15 protein-coding genes are annotated in these 17,087 nt (G+C 62.3%); 8 read left to right on the plus strand and 7 right to left on the minus strand.

The window, feature by feature from the left end; genetic code table 11:
• The first annotated feature begins 34 nt into the window (after positions 1–34).
• Together C2U37_RS11725 and C2U37_RS11730 are read left to right on the plus strand one after the other, a co-directional pair.
• A complete protein-coding gene (locus tag C2U37_RS11725) occupies positions 35–745 on the plus strand; it encodes an ABC transporter ATP-binding protein (protein ID WP_041212428.1) in 711 nt (236 codons plus the stop codon).
• Positions 746–809: 64 nt separating this feature from the next.
• Complete coding sequence (locus C2U37_RS11730; RefSeq protein ID WP_104453229.1) at positions 810–3,251, plus strand: ABC transporter permease; 2,442 nt, start codon at positions 810–812, stop codon at positions 3,249–3,251.
• A gap of 42 nt (positions 3,252–3,293) precedes the next feature.
• On the opposite strand, the gene C2U37_RS11735 is transcribed toward C2U37_RS11730, so the two are convergent.
• Entirely contained in the window at positions 3,294–4,199 is a 906-nt protein-coding gene (locus C2U37_RS11735) for a TIGR01777 family oxidoreductase (protein ID WP_104452334.1), read from the minus strand.
• Between the two features lie 245 nt (positions 4,200–4,444).
• Between C2U37_RS11735 and C2U37_RS11740 the strand changes: the two genes are divergently transcribed.
• Positions 4,445–5,986: an EAL domain-containing protein gene (locus C2U37_RS11740; protein ID WP_010675504.1), complete on the plus strand. Its 1,542-nt coding sequence runs from the start codon at positions 4,445–4,447 to the stop codon at positions 5,984–5,986.
• Positions 5,987–6,049: 63 nt separating this feature from the next.
• On the opposite strand, the gene C2U37_RS11745 is transcribed toward C2U37_RS11740, so the two are convergent.
• Together C2U37_RS11745 and C2U37_RS11750 are read right to left on the minus strand one after the other, a co-directional pair.
• Positions 6,050–7,231 (minus strand): aminotransferase-like domain-containing protein, encoded by a 1,182-nt coding sequence (locus C2U37_RS11745; protein WP_010675503.1) that lies wholly within the window; start codon positions 7,229–7,231, stop codon positions 6,050–6,052.
• Between the two features lie 199 nt (positions 7,232–7,430).
• Positions 7,431–8,498 carry a M28 family metallopeptidase gene (locus tag C2U37_RS11750; protein ID WP_104452335.1) on the minus strand — a complete coding sequence of 356 codons (1,068 nt, stop codon included), beginning with the start codon at positions 8,496–8,498 and terminating at the stop codon, positions 7,431–7,433.
• A 260-nt stretch (positions 8,499–8,758) separates the two neighbouring features.
• On the opposite strand from C2U37_RS11750, the gene trmB reads away from it, so the two are divergent.
• The 4 genes from trmB (at position 8,759) to C2U37_RS11770 (ending at position 12,170) form a co-directional block, all read left to right on the plus strand.
• On the plus strand, positions 8,759–9,472 hold the full coding sequence (gene trmB / locus C2U37_RS11755) for a tRNA (guanosine(46)-N7)-methyltransferase TrmB (protein ID WP_010675501.1): 714 nt from the start codon (positions 8,759–8,761) through the stop codon (positions 9,470–9,472).
• A 26-nt stretch (positions 9,473–9,498) separates the two neighbouring features.
• Positions 9,499–9,831, plus strand: a complete 333-nt coding sequence (locus C2U37_RS11760) for a YggL family protein (RefSeq protein WP_010675500.1) — start codon at positions 9,499–9,501, stop codon at positions 9,829–9,831.
• A 96-nt stretch (positions 9,832–9,927) separates the two neighbouring features.
• A complete protein-coding gene (gene glsB, locus C2U37_RS11765) occupies positions 9,928–10,848 on the plus strand; it encodes a glutaminase B (RefSeq protein WP_104452336.1) in 921 nt (306 codons plus the stop codon).
• Between the two features lie 38 nt (positions 10,849–10,886).
• On the plus strand, positions 10,887–12,170 hold the full coding sequence (locus tag C2U37_RS11770; protein ID WP_373870761.1) for a sulfurtransferase: 1,284 nt from the start codon (positions 10,887–10,889) through the stop codon (positions 12,168–12,170).
• Between the two features lie 81 nt (positions 12,171–12,251).
• Here C2U37_RS11770 and C2U37_RS11775 read toward each other — a convergent pair whose 3' ends face one another.
• From C2U37_RS11775 to C2U37_RS11785, 3 genes are read right to left on the minus strand one after another with little or no spacing between them, the layout of a single operon-like run.
• A complete protein-coding gene (locus tag C2U37_RS11775; protein WP_104452338.1) occupies positions 12,252–14,339 on the minus strand; it encodes a YjbH domain-containing protein in 2,088 nt (695 codons plus the stop codon).
• Positions 14,339–15,088 carry a capsule biosynthesis GfcC family protein gene (locus C2U37_RS11780; RefSeq protein WP_042014281.1) on the minus strand — a complete coding sequence of 250 codons (750 nt, stop codon included), beginning with the start codon at positions 15,086–15,088 and terminating at the stop codon, positions 14,339–14,341. Before C2U37_RS11780 ends, C2U37_RS11775 begins: the two co-directional genes overlap by 1 nt.
• Entirely contained in the window at positions 15,085–15,729 is a 645-nt protein-coding gene (locus C2U37_RS11785; RefSeq protein WP_104452339.1) for a YjbF family lipoprotein, read from the minus strand. Before C2U37_RS11785 ends, C2U37_RS11780 begins: the two co-directional genes overlap by 4 nt.
• Positions 15,730–15,868: 139 nt before the next feature.
• On the opposite strand from C2U37_RS11785, the gene C2U37_RS11790 reads away from it, so the two are divergent.
• Positions 15,869–16,819, plus strand: coding sequence for an IS1595-like element ISKpn3 family transposase (locus C2U37_RS11790; RefSeq protein WP_005342491.1), 951 nt, complete (start codon positions 15,869–15,871; stop codon positions 16,817–16,819).
• A gap of 15 nt (positions 16,820–16,834) precedes the next feature.
• Here C2U37_RS11790 and C2U37_RS11795 read toward each other — a convergent pair whose 3' ends face one another.
• Complete coding sequence (locus C2U37_RS11795; protein ID WP_199770528.1) at positions 16,835–17,077, minus strand: hypothetical protein; 243 nt, start codon at positions 17,075–17,077, stop codon at positions 16,835–16,837.
• Between the last annotated feature and the right edge of the window lie 10 nt (positions 17,078–17,087).

Here is a 17,087-nt window from a genome sequence, read left to right on the forward strand (position 1 = left end):
GTCATTACAGGTTCAGGCAAACAGGATACCCAAGATGAGTTCAACGCCCATTATCGCCGTCAGGGGGCTCGGTAAAACCGTTCGCCTCGGTCAGGAAAGCCTCACCATCCTTGAAGGGATCGATCTGCAAGTCAATACCGGCGAGACGCTGGCGCTGGTCGGTGCGTCCGGTTCCGGCAAGTCCACCCTGCTCGGTTTGCTGGCCGGTCTCGATCTGCCGAGCCGCGGCGAGATAGAGATCCTCGGCCACTCCCTCACCCGGCTGGACGAGGAGGGACGCGCCAGGCTGCGGGCCGAGCAGGTGGGGTTCGTGTTCCAGTCGTTCCTGCTGCTGCCCACCCTGAGCGCCCTGGAAAACGTCATGTTGCCGGCCGAGCTGCGGGGGGAGACCGACAGCGAGCCCCGTGCCCGGGAGCTGTTGGCACAGGTCGGTCTGGGAGAGCGGTTGCACCACCTGCCGCCGCGCCTCTCTGGCGGCGAGCAGCAGCGGGTCGCCATTGCCCGTGCCTTCATGACCCGCCCCAGCCTGCTGCTGGCGGACGAGCCCACCGGCAACCTCGACAGCAAGACAGGGGAGACGGTGATCGAACTGCTGTTTCGTCTCAACCGCGAGCACAACACCACCCTGGTGGTGGTGACCCATGACCATGAGCTGGCTCAGCGCTGCCAGCGACAGCTGGTGATGTCAGCCGGGCGGCTGGAGGCTCAGGCTGTCATGGCGGCCAGGGTGGGAGAGCTGTCATGAGTCATTGGAGACAGAGCTGCACCAGGGGATCGTTGGCAGCAGCATGGACGGTGAGGGAGGCGTCATGAGTCAGTGGCGACTGGGATTGAAGCTGCTGCGCCGGGAAGGGTTCAGCGGGGAGCTGCGCTGGTTTGTGCTGGCGCTGGCGCTGAGCGTCGCCTGCGTGCTCAGCGTGGCTCTGGTGGCGGATCGGCTGGATGCGGGGCTCAAGGCCTCCGGGCGGGATTTCATCGGAGGGGACAGGGTGCTGCGCTCCGCGACGCCGGCACCGGCAGAGTGGCTGGCGCAGGCGCATCAGGAGGGGTTGGCCGTGCAGACCACGGTCAGCTTCAACAGCATGCTGTTTCACGGCGATACCCTGCAACTGGCCTCCATCCGCGCCGTGCCCGGGGATTTTCCCTTCTACGGCAAGCTTGAGCTCACTCCCCAGCGCGCCCCGGCGCCCGGCGAGATCTGGCTCTCCGCCAGGGTGATGCAACTGCTCGGCGCCAAGGTGGGGGAGGCACTCGAGGTCGGCAACACCCGGCTGACGGTGGCAGGGGAGCTGGGCCAGGAACCGGATCAGGGGTTCAGCCCCTTCCAGATGGCGCCAAGGGCCTTGATCCACAGCGCCGATATCGAGGCGACCGGGGCCCTGCTGCCGGGCAGTCGCCAGCAGTGGCGCTATCTCGTCAAGGGGCCCCGTGACGCCATCGCCCGCTATGAGGCCTGGCTCAACCCCAGGCTGAGCGCCGGGCAGAAGCTCGTCAAACCCGACGATCAGGGTACCCAGGTGGGGAAATCCCTGGGCAATGCCGAGCGCTTCTTCCGTCTGGCATCCCTTGCCGGCGTGCTGCTCGGCGCCCTGGCCATGGGGATAGCGGTGCGTCATTTCGCCGAGCGCCAGACCAACATGGTGGCCCTGCTCAAGACCCTGGGGGCCTCGCGGCGCACCCTGTGGCAACTGATGGGCACCCTGCTGTTCTCCCTGACCCTGGTGGGGGCCCTGATGGGGCTGGTGGCGGGCAGCGCCATGCAGTGGCTGACCCTGAACCTGCTGGGGGATCTGCTGCCTGCGGATCTGCCGCCCCCCTCCTGGCGACCCTTTGCCCTTGGCCTCGCGGTCGCCTTCTTCATCACCCTGATGCTGGCGTTCGTTCCCTTCCTGAGGTTGCTCAATGTACCGCCGCTGCGGGTGCTGCGCCGGGAACTGGAGGCGGGGATCCCCCCCTGGCTGACGGTGCCCGTGGGGCTCATCGGGCTGTTTGCCCTGGTGTGGGGCTTTACCGCCGACATCAGGCTGGCCTGCGGGCTCATCGGCGGCATGGGGGTGTTGATGGCGCTGCTGGCCCTGCTCGCCTCCGCGCTGCTGCGTCTTGGCAGTCGGCTCAAGGGGCCCCATGCCCTGCGCCTGGCCATCAATCACCTCTCCCGGGAGCGGGGCAGTGGTCTGTTCCAGCTGGCGGGCTTCGCCCTGGCCCTGATGCTGTTCGGGCTGTTGTGGGCGGCGCGGGTCGATCTGCTGGAGGATTTTTCCACCCGGTTGCCTGCCGACGCCCCGAACCGCTTCCTGGTCAATGTGGCGGACAGCGAGCGGGAAGGGATCCTGGCCGATCTGCACCAGGCCGGGGCCATCACCTCGGACTTCTACCCCATGGTGCGCGGGCGCCTGACCCGTATCGCCGGTGAGGCGGTGGGGGAGGATGCGGCGCGGGAGGGGGTGGACAGGGAGCTCAACTTCACCACCACATCGGCCCTGCCCGCCGACAACAAGGTCACTGCCGGTCAATGGCTGGCCGGCAAGGGGGAGGTCTCCGTCGACGAGGCGCTGGCGGGACGGCTCGGCATCGCGCTCGGAGACGTGCTCGGCTTCACCATAGAGGGGCGGGCGTTCGAGGCCAAGGTGACCAGCCTGAGGTCCATCAAGTGGGACAACATGAGGCCGAACTTCTACATGATCTTCTCGCCGGACGTGCTGGCCCCCTTCTCCCAGACCTGGCTCGGCAGCTATCGTCTGCCGCCTGAGGGGCGAGGGGCAGAGGTGGAACTCATCCGCCGCCACCCCACGGTGAGCCTCATCGATGTGGAGGATCTGATAGGCCGCCTCACCCTGGTCTCCGATCAGGTGAGCCGCGCCCTGGGGTTGATGCTCGGGCTGGTGACGGTGGCCGCCCTGCTGGTGCTGCTGACCCAGACCCAGGCCGGCATGGCCCATCGGCGCCGGGAGCTGCTGCTGATGCGCACCTTGGGGGCGGGGAGCGCCCTGCTCGAGAAGATGCTGCGCTGGGAGCTGGTGGCGAGCGGTGCCCTGGCAGGGCTCTGCGCTGCCATGGTGGTGGAGCTCTGCTCCTTCGGCCTGCAGTGGTGGTGGGAGGGGGCGCAGTGGCAGTTCCACTGGGCCATCTGGGCTGCACTCCCCCTGCTTGGGGCCGTGCTGGTGACCCTGGCCGGACAGGGCATGCGCCGCCAACTGCTGGCGGGTACCCTGAGCGACCGGCTCAGGGGACTGGGGCAGGGGCTGCTCTGATGGCTCGACATATCCCGACCTTGGTCGGGATGTGTCATTGGGTCAACGGGGTGAGTGCAGCAAATTGTCCAGAGCGCCGGGCAGGGCCGGGAAGCTGAAGTGAAAACCGGCCTGCTGCAAGCGGGCGGGCAGCACGTGCTGTCCGGTGAGCAGCAGATCCGCCGCCTCTCCCATCAGGAGTCGCAGGAGGGGGGCCGGTACGAAGAAGAGGTGCGGGCGATGGAGCGTGGCGGCCAGGGTCTCGCTGAACCGGCGATTGCTGACCGGTTGCGGGGCCGTGCCGTTGAAGATGCCGTCACACTCGCCGTGCTCGATGAGAAACAGCATGGCTCGCACCAGATCCTGCACGTGGATCCAGCTCATCATCTGGGGGCCGCTGCCCATGGGGCCGCCGAGGCCCAGGCGGTAAGGGGGCAGCATCCTGGGCAAGGCGCCCCCCTCCAAGCCGAGTACCAGGCCGATGCGCAGGATGCAGACCCGGGTCTGGGCCGAGCGGGCCTGCTGGGCAAGCTGCTCCCACTGCTGACAGAGACGGTGGGTGAATTCGTCGTGAGGGCTCTGGCATGTTTCATCCAGAGGGGCGTCATCCTGGCGGCCATACCAGCCGATGGCGGAGGCATTGAGCAGCAATCTGGGGGGCGTGCTGGAGAGTTTGACGAGATCCACCAGCTGTTCGGTCAGCAGCCAGCGGCTGTTGCAGAGCAACTGCTTGCGGGACTCGCTCCAGCGTCCGGCTGCGATGGGTTCGCCGGCCAGGTTGATGACGATGTCCACGTCATTGAGGTGATCCAGCCTGTCCAGACTGTCCAGCAGGGTGACATCGTGGCCGAGCAGCTCGTAGGCCCGGCTGCCCTGGCGGGTCAGCACGACTACTTCGTGCGCCACCTTGAGGTGTGCCACCAGACGGCGGCCGATAAACCCCGTGCCCCCCGTGATCAGTATCTTCATGTCCTGCCTCCCTGACGCTCTAGGGTCTACTCTAGAGCCTGGGTGCCCGATGGACAAGCTCCTGTTTTTATGAGCATTATGATTTTTGTCTCCCAAGACGCCGCCCCCTTTGTCCACGGGGTTGCCGGGCGTTGCGACCACGGGAGGCGCCGTGGCGCGGCGGTATCAGGGGCTCATTCCGGCTTGCCAAACGGGCGCCAGCGGGTAAACTCGAGCGCTTTTTCGCCATGTTCATGAGGGCCGTTATGCCATTTCGACGTTTGAAGGTGCGTCAATTCTATGTCCGGCTGCTCTGTGCCTTGCTGGCCGGCCTGTTGCCCATGCTCCTTGGGCTCGTCATCGTCATCTGGCAGACCGCCACCGGCGTGAAACAGGATGCGGTGGCGCGCCTGGAACATGCCAGGGTCATGTTCGACCGCACTCTGGACAATGCCCAGTTGGCGGCGTCGGCCCTCACCGGCAGCCTGGGCAGGCCCTGTCTCGAGGTGGTGCAGGGGCTCAGGGATCAGGTGGCCACGGTGCCGGATGTGCGCAGCGTCAACCTGGCCAGGGGGGATCGGATCTACTGCTCTTCCCTCTATGGCCCGGTCGATGGCGGCATCAAACTGGATGACTATGTCGGGGGCAGGCTCGACCTGATGAAGGGCAACCCGGTCACCCCGAATCGCCCCCTCATCGCCTACCGGGAAGAGGTGGGCGAGTTCAGCGTGCTGGTGGGGGTCGACGGCTACTACCTGCTCAACATCCTGGACATGCTGAGCCGCAACTCCCCACTGGGGCTGGTGGTCGGCAACGAGATGCTGCTGCGAAACAGCGAACTCACCGACAAGCTGATCCCCAAGGATCGCAATGGCTATCTCGAACAGGTCTCGACCAGGTACCCGTTCAAGGTAGTGACCACGGTGTCGGTGGATGAGTACCGTGCCCACATCTGGGACTACTCCAAGGTGGGCGTCATTATTTATCCTCTGCTGAGCCTGCTGCTCGGGGTGGCGGTCTTCTGGCTGATGGGACGTTCGACTTCGCCGGCCCAGGAGCTGAAACGGGCACTGTCCCAGCAGGAGTTCATCCCCTATCTGCAACCCGTGGTGAACGGGGAGGACGGCCAATGGAGCGGTTGCGAGGTGCTGATGCGCTGGCAACACCCCCGTCAGGGGATGATCTCGCCGGATCGCTTCATTCCCCTGGCAGAGGACAGTGGCCTCATCGTGCCCATGACCCGGCTGTTGATGGCGCAGGTGCGCGAACAGTTTGCGGGCAAGGCGCACCATCTGCCGCGAGGGTTCCACTTCGGCTTCAACATCAGCGCCAGCCACTGCAAGGATCTGAGCCTGGTGGAGGATTGCCGGGATTTCATCAACGCCTTCAAGGGGAATCCCATCAAGCTGGTGCTGGAGCTGACCGAGCGCGAGCTCATCGTGGCGGACGAGACGACGGACCGGCTCTTTGCCGAGCTGCATGCCCTCGGGATCTTCATCGCCATCGACGATTTCGGCACCGGCCACTCCAGCCTGACCTACCTGCAGACCTTCCAGGTAGACTTCCTCAAGATCGATCAGAGCTTCGTCGGCATGATTGGGTCGGACGCGCTCTCCAGCCACATCGTGGAGAACGTCATCGATCTGGCGACCCGGCTCGGTCTGCAACTGGTGGCGGAAGGGGTGGAGAATCAGGTGCAGGCCGACTATCTGAAGGCCCGCGAGGTGACCTTCCTGCAGGGCTACCTGTTTGGCAGGCCCATGCCCATGAAGGAGTTTGTCAGCCAGCTGGCCGGGCAGGGGCGCTGAGGGGTAAGCGCGAGGCAAAAAAAACCAGCGACCGGGTCGCTGGTTTTTTTATGGCCGGATGGCTCAGAGCATGCGGGCCAGGGCACGGCACAGACGCTGAACCCCCTCTTCCGTGGTCGCTTCATCCACACAGGAGAAGCTCAGGCGCAGGGTATTCTGGATCTCGGGGCGCACATAGAAGGGGGCGCCGGGCACGAAGGCCACCTTCTCCTTGATGGCCTCGTCGAACAGGGCCATGGCACTGACGCTGGGCGGCAGGGTCAGCCAGAGGAACATGCCCCCTTCGGGACGGGTGTAGCTGACGCCGGGCGGACAGTGGCGGGCGAGGGCGGCTTCCATGGCGGCACGCTGGCGACCATAGACCTCCTTGATCTTCTCCAGGTGAGCGTCGAGGGAGTTGTCGGTCAGGAAGCGGTGCAGCACCTGCTGGCTGAAGGCGTTGCTGTGCAGGTCGGTGGCCTGCTTGGCGATGGTAACCTTCTTGCGCAGCCATTCCGGCACCACCATCCAGCCCAGGCGGAAGGCGGGTACCACCGTCTTGGAGAAGGACCCGAGCAGTACGGTGTTGTGGGGGGCCAGCTTGGCGATGGGGGGCAGGTGCTCCCCTTCGAAGCGCAGCTCGCCATAGGGGTCGTCTTCCACCATCAGCAGATCGTGGCGCACCAGGCGCTCGGCCAGGGCTTCCCGGTTGGCGCGGCTGTAGGAAACACCGCTCGGGTTCTGGAAGTTGGGCACGCCGTAGAGCAGCCTGGCGCTGGAGCCCTGCTCCAGCAGCGCATCCAGCGCGGCCAGATCCAGCCCCTCTTCCGCCAGGGTGATGGGCTTGAAATTCGGTTGATAGACGGAGAACGCCTGGATGGCGCCAAGGTAGCCCGGCTCTTCGATGATGAGATCCTGCCCCTCGTTCACCAGCACCTTGCCCAGCAGATCCAGCGCCTGCTGGGAGCCGCTGGTGATGAGGATGTTGTCAGGATTGACGGTCATGCCGTGGCGGCTCAGGTAGCGGTCGGCGATGAACTGGCGCAGCGGGGCAAAGCCCTCGGTGGTGGCATATTGCAGCGCGGCGGCTCCCTGCTCGCGCAGCACGTCCTGGCACGCTTGCTCGATGGCCTTGACCGGGAACAGATGGGGGTTGGGCAGGCCGCCGGCGAAGGAGATGATCTCCGGATTGGCGGCAACTTTGAGGATTTCGCGGATAAAGGAAGGCTCGACCTTCTCGAAGCGCTGGGCAAAAAACGGCTGCATAGGGTTCTCTCTGACTAGGTGGCGGTCGCTCCATTCAACCGCCAGGTTATCCGTTTGTATCAGATTTCAGAAATGAGGCAATGGCTGTCACAAAAATCCATAAAAAAGGGCAGGTTTGGCACCTGCCCGAATTTTATCGTCCCGACCCCGGTCAGGGGCGCAAAAACCCCTGTCAGGGGGGCATCGGGCGGGATGGGGCTCAGAGCCCCGGCGCCTTGAGGAAGCGGATCATCAAGTCGGTATTGGCCCCGAGCTGCTGTTCGATCCGGCCCGGGAAGAGCTCGGCCATCTTGTCGAGGCGATCATGCTCCGTGTGCCAGATCTTGCCCCACTGGGTCTCGCTGTCCCGGTCGCAGGCGCTCTTGGTGGCGTCGTCGTAGCAGTCCCACAGCGCCGGATTGGTGCTCTGGGAGTAGCCGTCATAGCCATCTTCCCCGTTGATGGTGAAGTTGGTGGCCTCCACGTAGGCGATGGGCACCCCCAGGCAGGCAAAGGGGGCATGATCGGACCAGCTGCCGGTCTCCCCTTCCGGGTAGCCGCTGTAGCTGGGGTGGATGGCGAACGGGGTGGCGGTCTGCTGGGAGATGGCCAGCAGGCGATCGCGCACCTTGGGATCGAAGCTGTAGCGGCTCGGGTCGGCGCAGTTGTACTCGGCCACGTCGGAGTGGGCCGAGTGGACATAGACGATGTCACCCCCGGCGATGGTGTCGTAGTTCACCATGGCCAGCAGCTTGGCGACGGCGTCGGTGTCGAGACTGGCGGCATAGGCTTTGGAGCCGTTGAGGCCGTTCTCCTCTGCGCCGAAGAAGGCGAAACGCACCGTGTAGGGCAGGGTCTCTTCCTTGAGTGCCTCGGCAACCGCCAGCAGGGCGGCGACGCCGGCCCCGTTGTCGGTGGCGCCTTCGGATCCTTTCTTCTCGCCGGTGCTGTCATAGTGGGCACCGATGAGGATCACCCTGTCGCTCTGACCCTTGAGCTCGGCGACGATGTTCTGGGAGGTTCGGTCTGTGCCGCTCCGGGTGTAGGTGAACGGCTGGTTCTGCACCTCGTAGCCCCAACCGGCCAGGTGATCCTGGATCCAGGCGGCGGCGCGGGTTTCGGCCTCGGTGCCCGTGGGACGAGCGCCTATCCCTTCTGCACCAGAGCTCAGTTGCACCAGAAATTCATGGGCCTGAGCCGCGGGGGCAGGGGGTTGGGAGTCGTTGTCAGAGGGGTTGCAACCGGCCAGCAGGGCAGGCAGGACGAGGGCCAACAGGGTTTTCTTCATACTGCAATCCTTTGTTGTATATGGTTTTATTTTTCCGCGTCAGGATGAACCCGACGTCCGGCAGATTCTGTGAAGGGGGTGGCATTTGTCAACCTTGCCGGTGGATGTGGGCAGTCCCGGGGGATTTGTTGTGGGAAACACTTGCGCCTTGTGCCTATCTTGGGATAATTCGCTCCCCTGTTTTTGCGAACTGATGCAATAACGAGCGATCCATTTATGTCGGCTCTGTTCCAGAGCGATGCAATAACGAGCAATTTACTATGTCTGTGACCCAAGATGTGTTTAACGAAGACGGCAAGTTCATGCGCAAGATCCGCAGCTTCGTCCGTCGCGAAGGCCGCCTGACCAAAGGGCAGGAGAAGGCCCTGGAAGAGCTCTGGCCGGTCATGGGCATCGATTTCGCACCAGAGCCGCTCGACATGGTGGCCCTGTTTGGCCGCGAGGCACCCGTGGTGCTGGAGATCGGGTTCGGCATGGGCGCCTCCCTGGTGGAGATGGCCAAGAACGCCCCCGAGAAGAACTTCATCGGCATCGAGGTGCACTCTCCGGGTGTAGGCGCCTGCCTTGGCACCGCCCAGGAGGCGGGCGTCACCAACCTGCGCGTCATCTGCCACGATGCGGTGGAAGTGCTGGAGCATATGATCCCGAACGGGTCTCTCTCCTGCCTGCAGCTCTTCTTCCCGGACCCCTGGCACAAGAGCCGCCACCACAAGCGTCGCATCGTGCAGCCTGCCTTTGCCCAGGACATCCGCCAGAAGCTTGCCATCGGTGGCGTCTTCCACATGGCCACCGACTGGGAGAACTACGCCGAGCACATGCTGGAGGTGATGAGTGCCGCCGAGGGGTACGAGAACACCTCCGCCACCGGCAACTGGGTGCCCCGTCCCGACTGGCGCCCCCTGACCAAATTCGAGCAGCGTGGCCATCGTCTGGGCCACGGTGTCTGGGATCTGATTTTCAAACGAGTCAACTGAGTCAACGTATCAACTAAGGAGCTATCATGGCCAACCGTAGCCGCCGTCTGCGTAAGAAACTGCGCGTCGATGAATTCCAGGAAATGGGGTTCGACATCAGTTTCAACTTCCCGGTCGGCACCGCCGAAGAGACCATTGATGCCGTGGTCGATGCGCTGATCGACGAGGTGATCGAACCTCGCAAGCTGGCCTTCGCCGGCTCGGGTCACCTGGCCTGGGAAGGGATGGTCTGCACCCAGCAGCTCGGCAAGTGCACCGACGAAGACCGTTCCGCCGTTCAGACCTGGCTGCAAGGCAAAGGGCTGGAGGCCGTGGTGGTCACCGAGCTGTTCGATCTCTGGTACGGCGAGCCGGCCTGATATCTGACTGCCTCCCGGGCAGATAGAAAATCCCGCCGCCGGCGGGATTTTTGTCGGTGGGCTGGCCCCGCCTCGTTTCACGTCATGGAATAGCCAATGGTGTTGTCATCCGAATTACTGGCCGGCATCCTGGAAGAGGTGCGTCCGCTGCTCGGGCAGGGGAAGGTGGCCGATTACATTCCCGCCCTGGCCCAGGTGCCTGCCGACCGGCTGGGGATCGCGGTCTGTACCGTTGAAGGGGAATTGTTCACCGCAGGTGACGCTTTCGAGCCTTTCTCCATCCAGAGTATCTCCAAGGCCCTGAGCCTCACGCTGGCTTTGACCCTCTATCAGGAGGAGGAGATCTGGGCCAGGGTGGGCAAGGAGCCCTCCGGCCAGCCGTTTAACTCCCTCGTCCAGCTGGAGTTCGAGCAGGGTATTCCCCGCAACCCCTTCATCAACGCCGGTGCCCTGGTGGTGAGCGATCTGCTGGAAACCCGGCTCACCGCTCCTCGCCAACGCACTCTGGAGCTGGTGCGCCGCCTGTGCGGCAACCCGGCCATCATGGCGGATCAGGTGGTGGCGCGCTCCGAGTACCAGCACTCCGCCCGCAATGCCGCCATCGCCTATCTGATGAAGGCCTATGGCAACTTCGAGAACGAGGTGGACAAGGTATTGCAGAGCTACTTCAATGCCTGCGCCATCCGCATGAGCTGCGTCGATCTGGCACGAGCCTTCGTCTATCTGGCCAACCGGGGTGTCCCTCTTGGCGAGAGTACGCCCCTGCTGCCGGCCCGGACCACCAAGCAGGTCAATGCCCTGCTCGCCACCTGCGGCCTCTATGACGAGGCGGGCGACTTTGCCTACCGGGTCGGCATGCCGGGGAAATCCGGGGTGGGGGGCGGCATCATGGCGCTGATCCCGGGAGAGCTTTCCATCTGCGTCTGGTCACCCGAGCTCAACAAGGCGGGCAACTCCCTGGCCGGGATGGCGGCGCTGGAGCTGCTGGCCGAGCGCCTGGGCCGCTCCATTTTTTAACTCTCTTCACTATGCATCGAGACGACATCATGAAACGAATGACTGGACTGTGGCGAAGCTGCCTGACCGCCTTGCTGATCTGGTGTGCCTGGCCCGCGCTGGCCGCCGAGCTGCCCCCGCTCTCCCTGGCGGATGCCAAGGGGAAGGAGGCGGTGATCCTGGATACCCGCCCGAGCTATTTCTACCAGGGCTGGCCCATGGACGGGGAGAAGCAGGGGGGCCATGTGGCCGGTGCCGAGCTGCTCTCCGCAGAGTGGAAATACAGTGACGAGGAGTGGCCTGCGGCACTCGCGAGCAAGGGGCTGAAGGCCGACAAACCCGTCGCCCTCTATGGCACCCCTCGCGAGGTGGCCGAGGTGGCCCGTCTGCTGCGCCAGCAGGGCATCAAGCAGCTGTTCGAGCTGCAGGGATGGAAAGAGGCGCCCCGGGAGCATCTGGCACGCTGGCAGCAGCTGGTCCATCCGCTCTGGCTGGCAGACTTGCAGGCAGGCAAGCCGGTCATCGCCGCCCCCAAGGGGGAGTGGAAGGTGTTCGAGGTGGACTGGGGATCCCCCAAGGCCTATCTGCTGAGCCACATTCCGGGAGCCGGCTACATCGACACCAACCGGCTGGAAGGGGAGCCGCTGTGGAACAAGGTCTCTGACGAGGCGCTCAAGGCGCTGCTGCTGGAGAACGGCATCCGTCATGACACCACCGTCATCCTCTATGGCCGCAACACCATGGCGGCGGCCCGTGCGGCCCATCTGATGATGTATGCGGGGGTCGAGGATGTGCGGCTGCTGGATGGCGGGCTGGAGGCCTGGTTCGTGCAGCATCTGCGCACCGAGACCGGGCTGGCCAATACTTTCAAACCGGCCAGGGAGTTTGGCGTGGCCATCCCCGCCCATCCCGAGTACTACACCACCCTTGACCAGGCCAAGGCCCTGCTCAAGCAGCCGGACGGCGCCCTGGTCAGCGTGCGCACCTGGGACGAGTTCGTGGGCAATACCTCGGGCTACAGCTACATCAAGCCCAAGGGGGACATTCCCGGGGCCAGATGGGGTCATGGCGGGGTGGATGCCAACAGCATGAGCGACTTCCACAACCCGGACGGCACCATGAAGCCCGCCCGCGAGATCCTCGCCATGTGGGATGAGTGGAATATCGAGCCGACCCAGCAGGCCGCTTTCTACTGCGGCACCGGCTGGCGCGCCTCCGAGGCGTTCTTCTACGCCTGGTTGATGGACTGGAAGCGGATCAGCGTCTACGACGGCGGATGGTTCGAGTGGAGCATGGATCCGGCCAACCCCACCGTCACCGGCGAGCGCAAGCCGGGCAACTGAGACGGCAAAGCCGAGCAGCGGAAATAAAAAAGCACCTTCATGGAAGGTGCTTTTTTGTCTGCAAGGCATGGTGAACCGGGATCAGAAGGAGGCCACGCTGGTCTGGTCGTAGAGGCCGTACTTCCTCGACAGCATCTGGCCGCCGTCCCGGGTCAGGGGGACCCAGCTGATGTTGGCGCTGTCGATGGTGGACTTGAACATCATCAGGTCGAACGGGATGGTGATGTAGAGGCCCTTGGTGAAGCTCCCTTCGCCGTACTCTTCTGCCGACACATTGGTGAAGGTGGCGAAGAAACCGGCGCTGATCCCCGAATCAAAGGTCTTGGCGAAGTTGAACGTGGCGCCATAGTCCCCCGCGAGGTAGCGACCCACCGAGATCTGGGCGGTCACCTTGTCCAGAAACGCCGGTTGCCAGTAGGTGGTGACATGGCCGGTGGCGATCTGGTAATCGGCGAGCTGGAGGGTGTTCTCCCAGTCCCGCTGCCTGACCAGGTTGAGATCGGCGCCGATGGCCCAGTTGCGGTTGAAGGGGCGATACAGGGCCTCCCCGCCGACACCGGCATACATCATCTCCAGATAGCCGCCATAGGCCTGGCCGTACCAGCCATCGGCAAACTTGTCCATGTGGGTGAGCTGCAGGTTGTTGAGCAGCACATTCGATGACGTCACGTACTCCCGCACCCAGGTACGGACCCGGGGCAGGGCCTCTCCATCGGGCGGCGGCTCGGTGTAATTGAACTTGTCATAGTTGTTGACGAGGTTGACGAAGACGGTGCTGCTCACCCAGTCGTGCTCGGTCATGTGCCAGTCGGTGTTGGCATTCAACCCGAGTTGGTACATGTAGAAACTCTCGGCTCCCCCGATGGACTGGCTCAGCTTGGGCACTATCTTGAAATCCCATGAGCGGGGTTCGGCTCCATGGCGCAGTGTGCCTTCGACGGGGGCCGGTGGCTGGCGGCTGACCTCGATCTCTTGTGTCTGGCCGAGGGGGAGATCGCTGTTGGCACGACGCACGGAGTCGAGATCGACTCGGCTCTCCTGCAGGGGCATCCCCTGCTTCTGCTCGATGATGCGCAGTTCTTTCACCGTGGAAGGCAGGGCATTGACGGCCAGCAGGGTGGCTCTCTGCTCGCTCTGGGCCTGATCCCTGTATCGGGTCTGCTCTGCTTCCAGCGTCAGGGTCTCCTTGTCACTGTAGAGTGAGGCCTGATGCCAGCCCCCATTGCTGGCCAGCTGGGAAGAGAGCGTCGACCAGTCGACCTGCTCCAGGGAGTCGACCTGGCTGGCCTGATAGGCCGGAACGGGGGGATCCATGACCTTGGGCAGCGACAGGGAAGGGTCGTTGAAGTTGGTATGCCATGTCAGCCCCCACATCAGGGTATTGCCGCGCTGATAGCTGAGGTGCATGTCGAACACATCGTAAGGCTGGTAGACGATGCCCACATTGACAGGGGTGCTCTGAACGATGGCCCCCGCCGACTCGTGACTGTAGTCGTTGCCCTCGTATTCGAGCTTGAGCCTGAGGGGCTGCCAGGGGGTCTGGTACTCTATCCCTCCATAGAGGGCCGCCGGGCCATGGAACAGGCTGCCGAACTCAAACTTGCCGCCGCTGCCCGAGAAGCCGTCATCACGCTGACACCAGCCTTCACGGACTTCACAGAAGGGGTTCTTGATGTTGCCGCTCTGACCCATGTTTCCCCACGCCATTCCCAAGGTGAAATCAAGGTTCTTGTAGCGTTTGCTGGCGACGATGTATTCGCTGTCAAAGAGCCCGGTCCCCATCACATCGCGCAGTCCCACAGAGACCTGTGGGCGCCAGGTGGATTCGGTCCAGAGTCGGGCTTTGACATCCAGCCCCTTGTCCTTGTAGGTCTGGTCGCCACTGAAATTCTCGTCATTGCTGTAGAGCCGGGTGCGAATGTCGGTGTATCTCAGGGTGGCTTCCAGCCAGGAGAATGGCTGCATGGAGATGGACCAGCGCCGGTATTCCTGGTCATCCATGTAGTTGAATGAAAACTCGCCTTCCGGAGCCATGCGTGCCGTCGGCATCTGGAGCAGGCCCACGCCACCAAAATCACTCTGGGTGGGGAGGAGAGGCGAGAAGCTGTCCGTGTTGGCAAACGCGAAGGGGGAGGCAAGCAGCGAGAGAGTGGCGATTCTGGTCAGCATTACTCGGGTATCCGATTAGCAATCATGTCGGCAATACGGAGATTGATGTTCTTGAACTGGGCAGGCAACAGCGCCGGATCGAAACCGGCAAACAGGGTTGCACCCGGCATGGGCTCGATATGGTATTCGTTCCACACCGCGACGGGGGACAACTGGACGCGGCCATCCGGCTGGATGAGATAGACCTCACCAGGGTTGGCGCCGGGTAGCAGACTGTGGCCCTGCCAATATTCAGCCAGCCCCTTGGCGGGTTCATGGGGCATGGACCTGCGACTGTTGATCAATCCCAGCAGGTAGAGGCTGGATGGTCTGCGAGAGAGATAGAGAGAATAGTCGCCAGACAGACGAGGGTTGTTTGCAGGCTCCACTCTGCTGAGATCCGGATCCAGCTTGATGTCAATCCGGCCGGCCACATCGAGCTGATCCAGCTCGCGCAGCAGTTGCTGGGTGGCCTGAACCAGGCCGCCCTGATGCGCTCTCATCCAGAGAACCTGGAGGGCTTTCAGATCGCTGAGCAGCTGTTCTTTGGCTTGCTGTGCAGACTCATCTTGGGCGGGGGAGGAGATGATGGCGGCAGGCCAGTAGACGTCGCCGGGCAAGCCGGGCGCATTCAACAGTTGTTCCAGACGCTGGCTATCGGAGAGGGAAATGGTGGTCTTGCTGGCATGGCCGACCATCACCCGGGTGATGCTGTCGGCATGAAGCCAGGGGGCATAGCCAATCAGAAGCGAGAGTATGATTTTTTTCATGGTGCATAGGGCTTGGTGAAGACCATCTCGATGGTGCTGTTGTCAGGGCCGATGTGCTGAATGGTTTTTCTGACCAAGCCCGTCTTTTTGTCCAGCCAGTAATAATTCTGCCACGTCAGGTCATCCTTCACCGACTGGACCGTCTCTTCGTAGAGGGAGGTCGTCAGCACGGCGCCATTGATATCCAGATTTTCATCAGCCAGCTGTTTGAAGGTGGTGTGGAGGTTTCTTCCGCTGTGGCGAAGTTGCGCCCATTCGGCCAGATAACTGAATTGGGCATCGCCGGGAATGACGGCCTGACTCAAGGGATCCGCCATGGTGGCGGCGAAATAGCGAAGATCATTATCCAGCTTGAGCGTCTTGGTAATTCGACCATGCTCGGTCACTATCAAGCCTCTGTCGCTGCTGACCCAGGAGAGGCGATCCCCCTCGGCAAAGGCGAGCACGAGCAATATAGTGGGTCTGTCGTCAATGGTGAGCAATGCACTGGCATAGGGCAGCTTTTCGATGGCTTCCGGGGTAATGGTTATCTCATCATCCGCAGTGAAGATATATTTGAGCTGTTGATAGCTATCAACGTTGCTGTCTGCACAGCCAAACAACAACATTGATAGCAATAAAAGAATGCGCTTGATTAGCATGAAAGCATCACTGAATAAATAGAGAAATAATAAAGACTGCCCTGAGGCAGTCTTTATTTCATTACCTGATTACCCATGATTAGCAGTCAGTTACCACGAACTATACTGATCTTACGTACAGTTATCGAGGTGCGAGATCATGGCCAAAAGCAAAATCCAATTCCAGAAAGGCTACAGCCTGTTTGAGTTTCTCAAGGACTATGGCACTGAGGCTCAGTGCGAAAACGCGCTGTTCACTTGGCGTTTTCCTAACGGCTTTGTCTGCCCTGAATGTGCCAACAAGACCTGTTGTCGCCTGAGAAGGCGGCCACGTGTGTGGCAATGCAATCACTGCCGTCACCAGATGTCATTGACTGGAAACACGATTTTCGCAAACACCAAGCTCCCACTGACCAAGTGGTTTCTGGCAATGCACCTGTTGTCACAAACCAAAACAGGCTTGTCAGCGATGGAGCTAAAGCGCCAGTTGGGCGTCAAATATGACACCGCCTGGATGCTCAAGCACAAGCTGCTGCAAGCCATGAAAGAGTCCGATGACAAGCAGCCCATCAGCGGCATCATTCAGCTCGATGATGTCTACTGGGGTGGCGAGCGCCGTGGTGGTAAACGGGGTCGGGGCGCGGCAGGCAAGACGCCGTTTGTGGCAGCAGTGGCCCTGAACAAGGAAGGACATCCAATCAAGATGCGGATGACGGTGGTCGATGGTTTCAAAACCAAGTCCGTTGCTGATTGGGCAAAACGGCATATTGCCAGTGGTAGCGCGGTGATATCCGATGGATTGGCCTGTTTCAAAGCGGTCAAGGAGGCCAATTGTGAGCACCTGGGTGTTGTCACCGGGGGCAACCTGGACTGGCTGGATCATCCGGCATTCAACTGGGTAAACACGATGATAGGAAATGTGAAAAACTCGCTGCGGGGCAGTTGCCATACGCTCGGAGCGAAGCATTTACCAAGGCATCTTGCGGAATACTGCTTCCGGTTTAATCATCGTTTTGACCTCAAGAGCATGTTGGTTGAATTGGGGCATGCAGTCGTGGCAAGCCCTCCGATGCCATATCGGCTCTTGAAGCTGGCTGAGGGTCATGGGTAATCAGGTTTCATTATATCAACGAGCTGTGCTGGTGACAGTCGAGGGGTTGTCGTCGTTGTTGTTGCTGGCAACGGCAACGGCAACACCGATGGCAGCAGCAGCGGCTACGCCAACGGCCAGGGCACCAGCGGTGATGCCACCGACAGCAGCACTGCCAGCAGCACCGGCACCGGCAGCGGCGCCAGTGCTGGAGCCTGCGCCAGCAGCGACTTCTTCAGCAGCCATGGTCGGGCTGGACAGGGCCAGCAGTGCAGTCATAATCAAAACA

Origin of the sequence: Aeromonas sp. ASNIH1 (genome assembly GCF_002934285.1) — a bacterium.
GTDB classification, from domain to species: domain Bacteria; phylum Pseudomonadota; class Gammaproteobacteria; order Enterobacterales; family Aeromonadaceae; genus Aeromonas; species Aeromonas caviae.

Coding starts and splice junctions, on each gene's coding strand:
- C2U37_RS11760 (WP_010675500.1), top strand. CDS start 9,499: ATGGCCAACCGTAGCCGCCGTCTGCGTAAGAAACTGCGCGTCGATGAA.
- C2U37_RS11750 (WP_104452335.1), bottom strand. CDS start 8,498: ATGAAGAAAACCCTGTTGGCCCTCGTCCTGCCTGCCCTGCTGGCCGGT.
- C2U37_RS11795 (WP_199770528.1), bottom strand. CDS start 17,077: ATGACTGCACTGCTGGCCCTGTCCAGCCCGACCATGGCTGCTGAAGAA.
- C2U37_RS11785 (WP_104452339.1), bottom strand. CDS start 15,729: ATGCTAATCAAGCGCATTCTTTTATTGCTATCAATGTTGTTGTTTGGC.
- glsB (WP_104452336.1), top strand. CDS start 9,928: ATGGTGTTGTCATCCGAATTACTGGCCGGCATCCTGGAAGAGGTGCGT.
- C2U37_RS11725 (WP_041212428.1), top strand. CDS start 35: ATGAGTTCAACGCCCATTATCGCCGTCAGGGGGCTCGGTAAAACCGTT.
- C2U37_RS11790 (WP_005342491.1), top strand. CDS start 15,869: ATGGCCAAAAGCAAAATCCAATTCCAGAAAGGCTACAGCCTGTTTGAG.
- C2U37_RS11745 (WP_010675503.1), bottom strand. CDS start 7,231: ATGCAGCCGTTTTTTGCCCAGCGCTTCGAGAAGGTCGAGCCTTCCTTT.
- C2U37_RS11770 (WP_373870761.1), top strand. CDS start 10,887: ATGACTGGACTGTGGCGAAGCTGCCTGACCGCCTTGCTGATCTGGTGT.
- C2U37_RS11740 (WP_010675504.1), top strand. CDS start 4,445: ATGCCATTTCGACGTTTGAAGGTGCGTCAATTCTATGTCCGGCTGCTC.
- C2U37_RS11780 (WP_042014281.1), bottom strand. CDS start 15,088: ATGAAAAAAATCATACTCTCGCTTCTGATTGGCTATGCCCCCTGGCTT.
- C2U37_RS11730 (WP_104453229.1), top strand. CDS start 810: ATGAGTCAGTGGCGACTGGGATTGAAGCTGCTGCGCCGGGAAGGGTTC.
- C2U37_RS11735 (WP_104452334.1), bottom strand. CDS start 4,199: ATGAAGATACTGATCACGGGGGGCACGGGGTTTATCGGCCGCCGTCTG.
- trmB (WP_010675501.1), top strand. CDS start 8,759: ATGTCTGTGACCCAAGATGTGTTTAACGAAGACGGCAAGTTCATGCGC.
- C2U37_RS11775 (WP_104452338.1), bottom strand. CDS start 14,339: ATGCTGACCAGAATCGCCACTCTCTCGCTGCTTGCCTCCCCCTTCGCG.